This window comes from Curtobacterium sp. BNK-1 (assembly GCF_048685235.1).
Lineage (GTDB): Bacteria > Pseudomonadota > Gammaproteobacteria > Enterobacterales > Enterobacteriaceae > Pantoea > Pantoea agglomerans.
This window is the reverse complement of record NZ_JBLQTJ010000001.1, coordinates 2,586,181-2,600,845: the sequence shown is the minus strand read 5'-3', so window position 1 is coordinate 2,600,845 and position 14,665 is coordinate 2,586,181. Positions and strand designations below refer to the sequence as shown.

The 14,665-nt window shown below is 57.1% G+C and carries 14 protein-coding genes; 11 read left to right on the top strand and 3 right to left on the bottom strand.

Features of this window, described 5'->3' with window-relative positions; translation table 11 throughout:
* Positions 1-51: 51 nt before the first annotated feature.
* Positions 52-816: a phospholipid-binding lipoprotein MlaA gene (mlaA, locus tag ACMGGP_RS12200; RefSeq protein WP_022625091.1), complete on the top strand. Its 765-nt coding sequence runs from the start codon at positions 52-54 to the stop codon at positions 814-816.
* 136 nt (positions 817-952) lie between these two features.
* On the opposite strand, the gene fadL is transcribed toward mlaA, so the two are convergent.
* Positions 953-2,236 carry a long-chain fatty acid transporter FadL gene (fadL, locus tag ACMGGP_RS12195; RefSeq protein ID WP_010671434.1) on the bottom strand — a complete coding sequence of 428 codons (1,284 nt, stop codon included), beginning with the start codon at positions 2,234-2,236 and terminating at the stop codon, positions 953-955.
* Positions 2,237-2,594: 358 nt separating this feature from the next.
* Here fadL and ACMGGP_RS12190 point away from each other — a divergent pair, with 358 nt between their 5' ends.
* From ACMGGP_RS12190 to sixA, 4 genes are all read left to right on the top strand, one after another.
* A complete protein-coding gene (locus tag ACMGGP_RS12190) occupies positions 2,595-2,891 on the top strand; it encodes a YfcZ/YiiS family protein (protein ID WP_010671435.1) in 297 nt (98 codons plus the stop codon).
* Between the two features lie 158 nt (positions 2,892-3,049).
* The gene (gene fadI / locus ACMGGP_RS12185; protein WP_311978326.1) at positions 3,050-4,360 is read left to right on the top strand and encodes an acetyl-CoA C-acyltransferase FadI; all 1,311 of its coding nucleotides are present in this window, start codon (positions 3,050-3,052) and stop codon (positions 4,358-4,360) included.
* Entirely contained in the window at positions 4,360-6,456 is a 2,097-nt protein-coding gene (fadJ, locus tag ACMGGP_RS12180; protein WP_311978327.1) for a fatty acid oxidation complex subunit alpha FadJ, read from the top strand. The genes fadI and fadJ overlap by 1 nt, the downstream gene beginning before the upstream one ends.
* Positions 6,457-6,680: 224 nt before the next feature.
* Positions 6,681-7,163 carry a phosphohistidine phosphatase SixA gene (gene sixA / locus ACMGGP_RS12175; RefSeq protein WP_010257941.1) on the top strand — a complete coding sequence of 161 codons (483 nt, stop codon included), beginning with the start codon at positions 6,681-6,683 and terminating at the stop codon, positions 7,161-7,163.
* Between the two features lie 29 nt (positions 7,164-7,192).
* Here sixA and smrB read toward each other — a convergent pair whose 3' ends face one another.
* A complete protein-coding gene (smrB, locus tag ACMGGP_RS12170) occupies positions 7,193-7,741 on the bottom strand; it encodes an endonuclease SmrB (RefSeq protein ID WP_311978328.1) in 549 nt (182 codons plus the stop codon).
* 159 nt (positions 7,742-7,900) lie between these two features.
* On the opposite strand from smrB, the gene prmB reads away from it, so the two are divergent.
* From prmB to ACMGGP_RS12140, 6 genes are read left to right on the top strand one after another with little or no spacing between them, the layout of a single operon-like run.
* A complete protein-coding gene (gene prmB / locus ACMGGP_RS12165; RefSeq protein ID WP_010257947.1) occupies positions 7,901-8,833 on the top strand; it encodes a 50S ribosomal protein L3 N(5)-glutamine methyltransferase in 933 nt (310 codons plus the stop codon).
* A 45-nt stretch (positions 8,834-8,878) separates the two neighbouring features.
* A complete protein-coding gene (gene aroC, locus ACMGGP_RS12160; protein ID WP_010257950.1) occupies positions 8,879-9,964 on the top strand; it encodes a chorismate synthase in 1,086 nt (361 codons plus the stop codon).
* Positions 9,965-9,968: 4 nt separating this feature from the next.
* On the top strand, positions 9,969-10,793 hold the full coding sequence (gene mepA / locus ACMGGP_RS12155) for a penicillin-insensitive murein endopeptidase (RefSeq protein WP_010257953.1): 825 nt from the start codon (positions 9,969-9,971) through the stop codon (positions 10,791-10,793).
* 8 nt (positions 10,794-10,801) lie between these two features.
* Positions 10,802-11,605 (top strand): sulfite exporter TauE/SafE family protein, encoded by an 804-nt coding sequence (locus tag ACMGGP_RS12150; protein ID WP_033767494.1) that lies wholly within the window; start codon positions 10,802-10,804, stop codon positions 11,603-11,605.
* A 19-nt stretch (positions 11,606-11,624) separates the two neighbouring features.
* On the top strand, positions 11,625-12,170 hold the full coding sequence (locus tag ACMGGP_RS12145; RefSeq protein ID WP_003854284.1) for an elongation factor P hydroxylase: 546 nt from the start codon (positions 11,625-11,627) through the stop codon (positions 12,168-12,170).
* Between the two features lie 32 nt (positions 12,171-12,202).
* Complete coding sequence (locus ACMGGP_RS12140; protein WP_010257960.1) at positions 12,203-12,487, top strand: YfcL family protein; 285 nt, start codon at positions 12,203-12,205, stop codon at positions 12,485-12,487.
* Positions 12,488-12,520: 33 nt separating this feature from the next.
* Here ACMGGP_RS12140 and mnmC read toward each other — a convergent pair whose 3' ends face one another.
* The gene (mnmC, locus tag ACMGGP_RS12135; RefSeq protein ID WP_250488633.1) at positions 12,521-14,527 is read right to left on the bottom strand and encodes a bifunctional tRNA (5-methylaminomethyl-2-thiouridine)(34)-methyltransferase MnmC2/FAD-dependent 5-carboxymethylaminomethyl-2-thiouridine(34) oxidoreductase MnmC1; all 2,007 of its coding nucleotides are present in this window, start codon (positions 14,525-14,527) and stop codon (positions 12,521-12,523) included.
* Positions 14,528-14,665 lie beyond the last annotated feature (138 nt).

The following is a 14,665-nucleotide window of genomic DNA, read 5'->3' as shown; positions in this document are numbered from 1 at the left end:
CTGTGACCTGAACGATGGGTAGACCTTTTTCATCCGCACAGGGAGATTGGAATGAATTATCGCCTGACCAGCCTGGCTGTCGCCAGCGTCCTTCTGGTAGGTTGTGCCAGTTCAAAGCCGGCGAATAGCGATCCTGCTCAGCGCAGCGATCCGTTCGAAGGCTTTAACCGCACGATGTTTAACTTTAACTACAACGTGCTGGATCCGTATGTATTGCGTCCGGTCGCTGTGGCCTGGCGTGATTATGTGCCGGTGCCGGCACGTACCGGCCTGAGCAACTTCCTCGGCAACCTGGAAGAACCTGCCAGCATGGTTAACGCCATCCTGGTCGGTAACGGGCGTGATGCGGGTGTGCACTTTACCCGTTTCTTCCTGAACAGCGTGCTGGGACTGGGCGGCTTCATTGACGTTGCCGGTAAAGCGAATCCGGAACTGGCGCGTGAAGAGCCGCATCGTTTCGGTACTACGCTCGGTCACTATGGCGTCGGCTACGGGCCTTATGTTGAGTTGCCTGCTTACGGCAGCTTCACGGTGCGTCAGGATGGCGGCGACTACGTTGATACGCTTTATCCGATCCTTGGCTGGCTGACCTGGCCAATGTCGATTGGTAAATGGACGCTTGAAGGGATTGAGACCCGCGCGCAGCTGCTGGACTCTGATGCAATCCTGAAACAGCAGAGCGATCCGTACGCCTTCATCCGTAACGCTTACTTCCAGCGTCACGACTTCCTGGCGCGCGGCGGCAAGCTCAAGCCGGAAGATAATCCTAACGCAGCCGCGATTCAGGATGACCTTAAGGATATTGACGCCGAGTAATCGCCTGCGCTGAGCCGCCAGGGATGGCTGTTTTTGCCTCTTTGCGCAGGGCGTATGCTCCCTGAGCCATTAAGCGATCCACGTCCACAAAAAAGGGCGACTCACCAGAGTCGCCCTTTTTGATCGTGCTATCCAATCAGAACTTGTAGTTAAAGTTCGCGCCGTAGAGCCAGGCCTTGCCTTCAGAGGTAAAGGTATAAGGACCTTCTTTCACCGTCACTTTCTGTCCGTGCATATAAGAGATGCCTAAATCCACCGAGGCATCATCGTTAAAGGCGTAAGAAGTACCGGCACTCAGCCATAAACGATCCTGGTCCGGGATGGAGATAGAGCGCTTATCGGCCGGAACCGGACTGTCATCAAACGCAATACCGGTACGGAACGTCCAGTTCTTGTCGTAGGAATAGGTCGTACCCAGTGCAATGCGGTAGGCATCGTGGAAGCTTTCATCTTTATAGAACAGTGTCTGGCCGTTAGAGCCAGTGGCTTTCAGCTCCTGGAACTGGCTCCAGCTGGTGTAAGCCATGCTGTAGTGAACCGCCCACTGCGGTGCCACTTTATGCCAGCCCGACACTTCCCACATCTCTGGCAGATTCAGCGTTAACGCGCCTGGAACGGTGGTGCCGTTGGTGCCAAAAGGTACGCCTGACACTTCCGGATTATTCACCGCATTCAGCCGGGATGAGAGATTACTTTTGTAATCGCCATCAAAATCAACTTTCACTTCTGAACGATAGGTAAAGCCGAAGCGGTTATTTTCATCCACTTCATACAGGATGCCAGCATTCCAGCCGTAGCCCCACTCATCGCCTTTCAGATGGGCAACCTGCGTATCAGCCGGAACCCCCAGACGCGCGCCTGACTCACCGGCATAACGCTCAATTTTGGCTTTAGCGTAAACCGCATCAAAACCGATGCCTGCACTAAAATGTTCATTAAACCGATAAGCGGTGCTGAGATTTAAATTGCCGGTCATCAGGTCAGTTTTACCGCCGTAACCGCCAGCGGTGTAGCCATTATTAAACTCTGTTGCTAAGCCGTAGTTTGAGGTTGCAGATGCGCCAATCCACCACTGATCGTTGATGGGCTGGACATAATGAATATTGGGTACCCACTGATTAGGGGCAATATTATTCGCATCCAGGCTGCGGCCACTGGGACTGCGACCACTGATATTTACATCCGGCGCAATATAGACAGCCCCGATAGAAAATTCCGGGCGATCCATTAACGCCATTGTCGCCGGGTTACGGCTGGCAGACGCCGCGGTATCACCCATTGCCCCTTCGCCTGAATATGCGCGACCTAAACCAATCGAAGAGAATTCATTTAACTGAAACCCAGCAGCGTAAACGTGGGAAGAGACAAGCGCCACTGCAGCCGCCACGGCTGACTTTGCAAACAGGTTTTTATGGTTCATGACCACAACCTCATGTGAATTATTATTTAACGCTATAACGTCGCGTAACAAAGGACGGCGGATTGTAGGGACTGATGTAAAGCGCACATATCAGACCAGTGCGGAGAGTATAGGTCCGACCTGTGTGCATGTTGCAATATTGTTTTTAAAATATTTCAGGTTTGATCGCTTAAAATTCGATCTGCATAACAAAAAGCCCCTGATCCTGGACAGCATAACCATTCCAGTTTGTTCTGGATCAATTTTTATTGTGATATTCGTCACTTAGCAACAGGTGCGTGGCGCATCTTTCAGCGAGCAGGTAAGATTTCGTCCATAAAATCGCTCAACCTATGCAATTGCTGGTCTGGAGAATGAAATGACTGATGCCATTAAAAAATGCAGTGCGACCGAAACCGCAGCCTGTTGTTGTGTTGATGTCGGCACGGTAATGGATAACACCGATTGCACCGCCAGCTGGTCAGAATGGTTTGCTCAGCGTGCCGATGCGGAAGCGAAATTAGCGCAACTGACCGAACGTGCCCGCGAGGTTGAATCAGAACCCTGTCTGATTGAATCGCGCTTCAGCGAAGTGGATCAGGGAGTGCAGCTGGATATCGATTTCACCTTCAGCTGCCAGGCTGAAACCATGATTTTTCAGCTCGGTTTGCGTTAAGTCCCATTACGCCGCGTCACTGCGGCGTTTTTCATTTTCGTGTTTCCCTTCGCACTTTTTCCCTTCCGATATTGGCGGCTCACCCGCTTGTGGTTAACACTGATCAGGTCAGACCTCTTCAGGCAATGATGCCACAGTCCCAGCCACAGGTGAGAACAATGAGCAAAGCGCAGCCGCTGCTGACGCGTGATGGTGAACGCATCGCAATAACCCACGGATTACGCACCCCTTTCTTACGCCAGGCGACCGGCTTCCATGGCATTCCCGCCATTGAGCTGGGACGTATGGTGGTCAGCGAATTAATGGCGCGCAGTGAACTGCCGGCTGAGGTGATCGAGCAACTGGTCTTTGGGCAGGTGGTGCAGATGCCGGAAGCGCCGAACATTGCGCGTGAAATTGTATTAAGCAGCGGGTTGAGTGTGCATACCGATGCCTACAGCGTCAGCCGTGCCTGCGCCACCAGCTTTCAGGCGGTAGCGAATGTGGCAGAAAGTCTGCTGGCGGGCACCATCTCTGCCGGTATTGCCGGTGGCGCAGACTCTTCGTCGGTGTTGCCGATTGGGGTCAGTAAAACGCTGGCCCGCGCGTTGGTGGATCTCAATAAAGCCCGCAGCTTCGGTCAAAAACTGCACATCCTGCGCCGTCTGCGTCCGCGTGATCTGCTGCCGGTCCCGCCCGCAGTGGCGGAGTATTCGACCGGCCTGCGCATGGGCGACACTGCGGAGCAGATGGCTAAGAGTCACGGCATCACGCGCGAAGCACAGGATGCGCTGGCGCTGCGATCCCATCAGCATGCCGCAAGGGCCTGGCAATCCGGGGTACTGAATCAGGAAGTCATGGCAGCCTTTGTGCCGCCGTGGAAAAGCGCCATCGATCAGGACAATAACGTGCGGATGAACGCCAAAGCGGAGGATTACGCCCGACTGCGTCCGGCATTTGATCGCCAGCACGGCAGCGTCACCGCGGCCAACAGCACGCCTCTCACCGACGGCGCGGCGGCAGTGATTCTGATGCGCGAGGGCCGCGCCCGTGAACTGGGCATCAGGCCGCTGGGCTATCTGCGCAGCTACGCCTTTACCGCCATTGGTGTGCAGCAGGATATGCTGCTGGGCCCGGCTTACGCTTCACCACTGGCACTGGATCGCGCCGGCATAACCCTGGCCGATCTGACGCTGATCGATATGCATGAAGCTTTTGCTGCCCAGACGCTGAGCAACCTGCACATGTTTCGCGACGAGCGCTTTGCCCGTGAGGTGCTGAATCGGCCACACGCGCTGGGCGAAGTGAATGAAGAGCACTTTAACGTGCTGGGCGGATCGATCGCCTATGGTCATCCTTTTGCCGCCACGGGCGCGCGCATGATCACCCAGACGCTGAATGAATTACGCCGTCGCGGTGGCGGGTTAGGACTGGTAACAGCCTGCGCGGCAGGCGGCCTGGGTGCGGCAATGATTCTGGAGGCCGAATAATGGAGCAGAATGCGTTTCATCTGAAGATGCGACTGGATCACGTCGGCATTATTACGATCGATGTCCCTGGTGAGAAGATGAACACCCTGAAAGCGGAATTTGCCGGGCAGATCACCGCCATCATTGCGGAAGCGCGACGCGATCCGCAACTGGCTGGCCTGGTGCTGATTTCCGGTAAAGCGGACAACTTCATCGCGGGCGCAGACATCAGCATGATTGACCGCTGTAAGAGCGCGCAGGAAGCCGAAGCGCTGGCAAAACAGGGCCAGGAAGTGATGGCTGCGCTCGACGCGCTGCCGTTCCCGGTGGTCGCGGCAATCCACGGCGCCTGCCTGGGTGGCGGGCTGGAACTGGCGCTGGCCTGTGATGCCCGTATCTGCTCGCTGGATGATAAAACCCGCCTCGGTTTGCCGGAGGTGCAACTCGGCTTACTGCCAGGCTCTGGCGGCACTCAGCGGCTGCCACGCTTAATCGGCGTGCAGCAGGCACTGCCACTGATTCTGACCGGCAAAGCCCTGCGGGCGAAACAGGCCCGTAAGCTGGGCGTGGTCGATGACGCGGTGCCGCAGGCGATTCTGCTGGAGACCGCCATTGCCCGGGTGAAAAAGGGCAAGGTTAGTGGACGAACGCTGACGCTGCGCGATCGTCTGCTGCAGGGTCCGGTTGGCCGTCAGGCGCTGTTTGCGCTGGCGACCCGACAGACCGCAGCCAAAACGCAGGGTAACTATCCGGCAGCAAAACGCATTATTGAGGTGGTGCGCATCGGGCTGGAGCAGGGCAGTCGGGCCGGACATGAGGCTGAAGCACGCGCTTTTGGTGAGCTGGCGATGACGCCAGAATCTGTTGCGCTGCGCGGGATCTTTTTCGCGACTACGGCTATGAAAAAGGAGCGGGGCGGTGAAGCGGAACCCGGCACCGTTAAGCGTGTTGGTATCCTCGGCGGCGGCCTGATGGGCGGCGGCATCGCCAGCGTCACTGCAATTAACGCCGGGTTGCCGGTACGCATTAAAGATATCAGCCTGGAAGGGGTGAACCATGCGCTGAAAACCAGCTGGGAGCTGCTGAGCAAAAAGGTTAAACGGCGCCAGTTCACTCCGGCACAGCGTCATCAGCAGATGGCACGTATCACGGGCGGCATCGATTATCAGGGCTTCTCACAGCGCGACGTGGTAATTGAAGCCGTATTCGAAGATTTAGCCCTGAAGCAGCAGATGGTCAGCGAAGTGGAGGCACACTGTCAGCCGCATACGCTGTTTGCCTCAAATACCTCTTCGCTGCCGATTGAGGCGATCGCCGCCGGCGCCCAGCATCCTGAGAACGTCATCGGGCTGCACTATTTCAGTCCGGTAGAGAAAATGCCGCTGGTGGAGGTGATTCCTCATCTGAATACCTCTACCGCGACGCTGGTGACGATTGTGGCGCTGGCGCGCAGCCAGGGTAAAACTCCGATTGTGGTGGCGGACAAGCCTGGCTTCTATGTTAACCGCATCCTGACGCCCTATATAAATGAAGCGATGCGCTGCCTGCTGGAGGGCGAACCGATTGACCATATTGATCGGGCGCTGGTGAAGTTTGGTTTCCCGGTCGGCCCGATTCAGCTGCTGGATGAGGTCGGTATCGACGTTGGCAGCAAAATCAGTCCCATCCTGTATCAGGCTTATGGTGAACGCTTTGCCGCGCCAGCCGCTTTTGATGCGGTGCTGAAAGATGGCCGCAAGGGACGTAAAAACAGCAAAGGCTTTTATCGCTATGACCAGCCGCGCTGGCAGCGTAAAAAACCGGACGCTTCGCTGTATACGTTGCTGAAAGTCTCGCCGCAGGCCAGGCAGAGTGAAGCGCAGATTGCTGAACGCTGCGTGATGATGATGTTGAACGAAGCGGCACGCTGTCTTGATGAGCAGGTGGTTCGCTGCGCCCGCGATGGGGATATCGGTGCGGTGTTTGGCATCGGCTTTCCGCCTTTCTTAGGCGGCCCGTTCCACTACATGGACAAACTGGGCGCGGCGGAAGTGGTCAACAGATTAACCCGGCTTGCGCAGCAGCATGGCGAACGATTCACACCCTGTGAGGCGCTGATTCAGGCGGCTGCAAAATAGACGAAATTTTACATTTCTGCTGAAAATGGAATAACCAATCCGATTCAGCGGCTTAGAAAAGCGCCGCCAGAGTGTGCGGCGCAGCATGATTCTGAGAAGTGCTTATTTAATAAACAACCGGTTGACTATACTAAAGCCATTAGGGTAAAACACAGCGTTCATTCGCAGAGTGAAGAGTCAGGCGCTACGCGTCGGGCGATGTCGACAAACAACAGCGGTGCTTTATGCAAGTTTTTATCATGCGTCACGGCGATGCGGCTCTGGAAGCAGCCAGTGATTCAGTCAGGCCTTTAACCTTATGTGGCTGCAATGAATCACGTCAGATGGCCAACTGGCTTAACAGCCAGACGCCGGACATTGAGCGTGTCCTGGTGAGTCCCTATTTACGCGCGCAGCAAACGCTCGCGACCGTGCGTGAAGCCTTTCCCCTGCCGGAAAGCCAGGACGTTCTGCCGGAATTAACGCCGGGCGGCGATCCGGAGATGGTCGGGTGTTATCTGCAGGCCCTGGCGAATGAAGGCGTGAAATCGGCTCTGGTGATCTCACATTTACCGTTGGTGGGGTATTTAGTCTCTGAACTGTGCCCGCAGGAAGCACCGCCAATGTTTGCCACTTCCGCTATTGCCTGCGTGGAATTTGATCCCGCAGCGAGTGCCGGTAAACTGCTGTGGCAGGTCAGTCCCAAAAAGCTGGCTAAAGCAATCTGACGTCTGTGGGCCGATCATTCCGGCCCCTCTCAGGGCAATTCAGGCGGTTGCCACTCCTCAATCTCAATCAAAACCAGCAGCGCGGCGTCACCGCCGAACGTTTTGGGTGCCTGATGAAAAGCCATCACCCACGGATGCTGGGCCAGCCACAGCGGCGTCTGCTGCTTCAGAATATGCTTTCCATGACCGGTCATGACGCTGGCGCAGAACAGATGTTCACGGCGGCAGGCGGCGATCAGTGCCCCCAGCTCCTGCTTGGCCTGCTGCTGCGTTAAGCCGTGCAGATCGAGGAAAATCTCTGGCGTATAGTCGCCACGACGTAATTTTTTCAGCTCAAAATGGCTGACATCGGCGCGCACGTAACGGGTGGCACCTTCCGTTGAGAGCAGTGGCTGAAACTCATCCGAAAAGTAATGACTGTTGTCCGCCTGCTCTGAAAGCAGACGTTTTACCGGGATGTGGCGGGTTTTAACCGGCGCTTTGTGGACAAACGTGTCCTGTTTTAACTGGCGTGTACCCGTCATCAACTGGCGAAACAGCGCCTGGTCATCCGGGCTTAGTGGTGTTTTTTTACTCATGGCAGGTCAGTCATATCAGAAAAGGCTGTCACACAGCAGAGCCGATACCTTACCGTTAAGCGTCATTAAATGTCAGCTTTTTCACCTCGCTGCGCTGAATTCTCCCCGGCTTCATGGCACACTACTGGCCGATTTAGCAAAAGGCCTGCGGAGGGCTACGTGGACAAAATTTTCGTCGATGAGGCAGTGAACGAACTGCACACCATTCAGGACATGCTGCGCTGGGCGGTCAGCCGCTTTTCCGCTGCCGGAATCTGGTACGGACATGGCACAGACAATCCCTGGGACGAAGCCGTTCAACTGGTCCTGCCGTCACTCTGGCTGCCGCTGGATATTCCTGAAGATATGCGCAATGCGCGTCTGACCGCCAGCGAACGTCTTCTGATCGTTGAGCGCGTCATTCGACGCGTTAACGAGCGCATTCCGGTCGCCTATCTGACCAATAAAGCCTGGTTCTGCGGCCACGAGTTCTTTGTTGATGAGCGCGTGCTGGTGCCGCGTTCACCGATTGGCGAACTGATTGAGAACCGCTTTGCCGGTCTGGTCAGCACGCCACCTCATCATATTCTGGATATGTGTACCGGCAGCGGCTGCATCGCGATTGCCTGCGCCTATGCCTTCCCGGAAGCGGAAGTGGACGCGGTGGATATCTCCACCGGTGCGCTGGCGGTTGCCGAGCAGAACATTGAAGAACATGGCCTGATTCATCAGGTTACGCCGATTCGCGCTGACCTGTTCCGCGAATTGCCACCGCTGAAATATGATCTGATCGTCACCAATCCGCCGTATGTTGATGCGGAAGATATGGATGATCTGCCGAACGAATATCGCCACGAACCGGAGCTGGGGCTGGCGGCAGGCAGCGACGGCCTGAAGCTGGTACGCCGCATTCTGGCCTGTGCACCAGATTATCTCAGCGAGCAGGGCGTCCTGGTCTGCGAAGTGGGCAACAGCATGGTGCACATGATCGAACAGTATCCCGACGTGCCCTTTACCTGGCTGGAATTCGACAACGGCGGCGATGGCGTCTTTACGCTGACGCGCCAGCAGATTGTCGACGCAAAACACCATTTCTCTTTTTACAAAGACTAAAAGTGGGGCGAAGCATCGCCCGCCGAACCCTGAGAAGGAAACAGCATGGCCGGAAACAGCATCGGGCAATTTTTTCGAGTAACTACCTTTGGCGAGTCCCATGGGCTTGCGCTGGGCTGTATCGTTGATGGTGTGCCGCCAGGTATTCCGCTGACCGAAGCGGATATTCAGCATGATCTTGATCGCCGCCGTCCTGGCACATCGCGCTATACCACGCAGCGCCGCGAGCCGGATCAGGTGAAAATTTTGTCCGGCGTCTTTGAGGGTGTGACTACCGGTACTTCGATTGGCCTGCTGATTGAAAATACCGATCAGCGTTCGCAGGATTACGGCGCTATCAAAGATCTCTTCCGTCCGGGCCATGCTGATTACACCTACGAGCAGAAATATGGTCAGCGCGACTACCGTGGCGGTGGACGCTCGTCGGCGCGCGAAACCGCGATGCGCGTGGCGGCCGGTGCGATTGCCAAGAAATACCTGCAGATGAAACACGGTGTCGTGGTGCGCGGCTATCTGTCACAGATTGGTGACATCGCCTGTGAGCTGAAAGACTGGAGCATCGTGGAAGAGAATCCATTCTTCTGCCCGGATGCGGACAAGCTGGAGGCGCTGGATGAACTGATGCGCGGCCTGAAAAAAGAGGGCGACTCCATTGGCGCTAAAGTCACGGTCATGGCAGATCACGTGCCGCCAGGCCTGGGCGAGCCGGTATTTGACCGGCTGGATGCCGATCTGGCACATGCGCTGATGAGCATCAATGCCGTTAAAGGCGTTGAAATCGGCGACGGCTTTGCGGTGGTTAACCAGCGCGGCAGCCAGCATCGCGACGAGATCCGCCACGATGGTTTCCAGAGCAACCACGCCGGGGGGATTCTGGGCGGCATCAGCAGCGGCCAGACCATCAGCGCCAATCTGGCGATGAAACCAACCTCCAGCATCACCGTGCCGGGTAAAACTATTACCCGCGACGGCGAAGAAGTGGAGATGATCACCAAAGGCCGCCACGATCCCTGCGTCGGGATCCGCGCAGTGCCGATCGCCGAGGCGATGATGGCGATCGTCCTGATGGATCATCTGCTGCGCCAGCGGGCGCAGAACGGTGACGTTAACAGCTCCGTACCGCGCTGGTGATGCCATGAAGGCTCTTCTGCTTACCCTGAGTGCGCTGTTGATCAGCGCCTCCAGCCTGGCGGCGACGCCGTGGCAACGCATCCAGCAGCCGATCACCGGCGCACCGCAGTCAATCGGCGGCTTTGCCAACGGCTGTATTGTTGGCGCCGAGGCGCTGCCGCTGAATTCACCGCACTATCAGGTAATGCGTCAGGATCAGCGGCGCTACTTTGGTCATCCCGATCTGATTCAGTTTATTCAGCGGCTCAGTACGCAGGTGCATAACCTGCAACTGGGCAACGTGCTGATTGGTGACATGGGCATGGCAGCAGGCGGACGTTTCAGCAGCGGTCACGCCAGCCATCAGACCGGGCTGGATGTCGATATCTGGCTGCAACTGCCGAAAACCCGCTGGAGCGCCCAGCAACTGCTGAAGCCGCAGCCGCTCGATCTGGTCGGGCCGGGTGACAAAAATGTGATTGCGCGTCACTGGCAGCCAGAAATTGATAGCCTGATTAAACTGGCCGCCAAAGATGATGATGTGACACGGATCTTCGTCAATCCGGCGATTAAAAAGCAGCTTTGTGCCGATGCAGGTAACGATCGTGACTGGCTGCGTAAAGTGCGCCCGTGGTTTGCTCACCGTGCCCATATGCATGTGCGCCTGCGCTGCCCGGCGGGCAGTATTGGCTGTGAAGATCAGCCTGCACCGCCTGCTGGTGATGGCTGTGGCGCAGAGCTGCAGAGCTGGTTCCTGCCGAAACAGCCTGGTTCGGGCGCACCGGTGAAACGTGAGCCGCCGCCATTACCGCCTGCCTGTCAGGCCCTGCTGGATAAACATCTACTGTAAGGGATTCCATGGATTGGTTTGTGGTCAGCCCGCTGCTCGTCGGGCTGCTGTTTTTAATCGCCATGCTCGCCGGTTTTATTGATTCAATCGCGGGTGGCGGGGGATTACTTACGGTACCTTCGTTGCTGGCGGCGGGCCTCTCTCCGGCCCAGGCGCTGGCGACCAATAAACTGCAATCGGTCGGCGGATCGTTTTCCGCCAGTCTCTACTTTATCCGGCGTGGTGCGGTCAATCTGAATGAACAGTGGCTGAACATTGCCATGACGCTGCTGGGTTCCGTGCTGGGCGCGATACTGATTCAGCGCTTGCAGGCAGACTTCCTGCGCCAGATGTTGCCGCTGTTTTTAATCGCTATCGGTCTGTGGTTCCTGCTGATGCCGCGACTCGGCGAAGTGGATCAGGCGCGTCGTCTGCATGGTCTGGCCTATGCGCTGATCGGCGGCGGGGCTGTGGGATTCTATGACGGATTTTTCGGACCGGGCGCAGGATCTTTTTATGCGCTGGCTTTCGTCACGCTCTGCGGCTACAACCTTGCCAAAGCGACCGCCCATGCCAAGGTCCTCAACTTCACCTCGAACCTCGGCAGCCTGCTGTTCTTTATGTTCGGCGGCAAAGTGGTGTGGGGAACCGGCCTGATCATGATGCTCGGCGCTTTCTGCGGCGCGCGTCTGGGCGCAAGACTGGTGCTGAGCCGCGGACAGAAGCTGATCCGCCCGATGGTGGTGATTGTGTCTGCCGTCATGAGCATTAAATTACTGTGGGACAGCCATGGCAGCGCCGTTATGGCCTGGCTTGCCACGCTGCAATCGTAACCTAAAACCTGATACCGTCATGAACCCGACTCATCATTATGAACAGCTGATCACGCTGTTTGATCGCTGTTTCAGCGATGAATTTCAGACCCGTCTAATTAAAGGCGATGATGAACCGATCTATCTTCCTGCTGATGCTGAATCGCCGTGGAATCGTGTGGTCTTTGCTCACGGCTTCTACGCCAGCGCCCTGCATGAGATCTCTCACTGGTGCATCGCCGGTGAAGCGCGCCGCAAACTGGTCGATTTTGGCTACTGGTACTGTCCGGATGGCCGCGATGCGCTGACCCAGAGTCAGTTTGAAGCGGTGGAAGTGAAGCCACAGGCGCTGGAGTGGATGTTTTGTACGGCGGCAGGCTTTCCCTTCAACGTGAGTTGTGACAATCTCGACGGGGATTGTGAGCCGGATCGCATTGCGTTCCAGCGTAAAGTGCATGCTCAGGTCATGAGCTATCTGACGTCGGGCATTCCCGACCGTCCCGCGCGTTTTATTACCGCCCTGGCGGAATTTTATGGCAGGCCTTCATTAACAGCATCGCAGTTTCCCTGGCCGGACGATCTGTGATGCAGAAAGGCATTATTAAAAGAGGAATTGAGATGATCGCAGAATTTGAAGCGCGTATTCTGGCCCTGATTGACGACATGGTCGAGCATGCCAGTGACGATGAGCTGTTCGCCAGCGGTTATCTGCGCGGGCATCTGACACTGGCCGTCGCTGAAGTGGAGCAACTGGGCGAACATACGCCAGAAGCGCTGCAGATTCAGGTGACCCGCAGTCTGCAAAATGCCATTGCTGCCGGAGAACTCTCGCCGCGCGATCAGGCATTAGTGGTCGGGATGTGGGATAACCTGTTTGTTCAGGCACGCCAGCTCTCCGCGTAATGGTGCAGGGCGGCATGCCGCCCTTAGCGTCCGCTAAACGGCTTTTCCCTTCAGTAATTTCCTCACCCAGTAACGATTCGGATTGAGTGCTGCCAGGGTACTGGCATCCAGAGGCTGCGGCTCGCCCGCCAGCTGAGCTGCCAGCACTTCGGCCGCCAGCGGCGCACTGCACAGGCCGCGCGATCCCAGCGCCCCAAACAGATACAAGCCCGCAAGATCGGGTGCGTCAGCGATATCGCTGCCTGCCGCCTGCTGTGCCGGTAAATCAGCATACTGCGCCAGCGTAGCAGCATAATCCGGCACGCCGCCCACCATCGGCAGGTGATCCCGGGTGGCGCAGCGCACCCCCATTCTTGCCTCTCCGTCACTGACATCCACCGTTTCGGCCCAGCTGCTGTCAGGCAGGCAATGCAGCAGGCGGCTGCGGTTCTCCTGCTGATCCTCTTCCCGATACGCGGTTGCGGTATCGCCACGGTGATAGCTGGCCCCGATACAGTGCGTACCAAACTGCGGGCTGACAGGCGTCAGATAGCCGTCGTAACAGAGCACCGTTTGCAGCGCGTTGAGGCCCGGCGTGGAGGGAACATGGCTTACCTGACCGGCCACCGGATAGGTCGGCAGCGGGGCGCTTTGCGCAAAGTCGGCAATCGCATGACCGTTTGCCAGTACGACGGTCGGATGACGTACCGCCGGACGATCGCTGAACGTCAGCGTCCAGTGATCATCCTCCCGGGAAAGCGCGCTCACCCGGTGCAGCCAGTGAATGCGCAATCCCTGGGTCTCGCCATGCGCCAGCATCGCGGTGGTCAGCTCTGCCGGTGAGAGCCAGCCGCCTTGCGGATAGAAAATGCCGCCACAGCCATGTTCAACATTTGCCCGTTTTTCAGCTTCTGCCACATCGACGCCACAGGCGATGATTTCAGGCAGGTCCATCGCCAGCATCTGATCGATCTTCTTACGGCTTTTCTCATCCCAGCCCAGCTGCAGCACACCGCTCCAGTGATGCTCATAGGTGACGGTTAATTGATCATAGAGCCGCCGGGCAAAGCTGAAGGCCGAGGGGAAAAAAGTGGCAAGTGCCGGGTCGTGCTGATTTAGCAGCGGATAGAGCGCTCCCTGACGGTTGCCGGATGCGCCCAGCGCGGGCGCCTCATCGGCGCAATAAAGCGTTACCCGCCAGCCGCGACGCAGCAGCGCCAGCGCCAGGGTGGCACTGGCGACGCCGCCGCCAATCAGGGCTACATCACGCTGCTCCGCAGCCTGACGATGATACCAGGGCTGTGCGGCGGGCAGCGGAGGCGCATCCTGCAACGGCCCGCATAGCATTTCGCGCTTCGGACCAAATCCTTTGCGGCGGATTACCGCAAAGCCCGCCTGCTGCAGACCGCGCCGGACAATGCCTGCGGCGGTAAAGGTCGCGAAGGTCCCCTGCGGCCGCGCCAGTTTTGCCATCATGCCGAACAGCTCCGGCGTCCACATATCCGGGTTCTTTGAGGGCGCGAACCCATCCAGGAACCAGGCATCTACCTGACGATTCAGGCTCTCATCCAGCTGGCCCATCAGCAGGTTAATATCGCCCAGCCACAGGTCGAGCGTGATGCGGCCGCCATCAAACAGCAGACGCTGACAGCCGGGCAGGGCAGCGGGCCACTGCGCCTGCAGCGCCTCCGCCCAGGGGGCCAGTTCGGGCCAGTGCTGCTGCGCCGCAGTTAAATCTTCACGGGTTAACGGAAATTTCTCAAAGCTGATGAAATGCAGACGTTTTAAAGTGGCGTCGGGCTGTTCGCGCTGAAACGCATCGAACGCCTGCCACAGCGTCAGGAAATTAAGACCGGTGCCAAAACCGCTCTCCGCCACGATCAGCAGATCGCGCGGATGCTCAGTAAAACGCTGGGGAAAACCGTTGCCGCCAAGGAAGACATAGCGTGTCTCTTCCAGACCGTTGTCATTAGAGAAATAGACATCGCCAAACGCTCGGGAAACAGGTGTACCCTGTTCATTCCAGTTTAGCTTTGCATGTTCAACCGGGGTCAATTTCACGGTAAAGGCTCGTTTTTCAGGCAGTGGCGCGATTCTAGCGACCCGCGTGACATGACGCAAATTTACAAAAGGAAATAGCTGATCGGACTTGTTCGGCGTACAAGTGTACGCTAGAGTGCATGCCAATTAAGAAGAAGT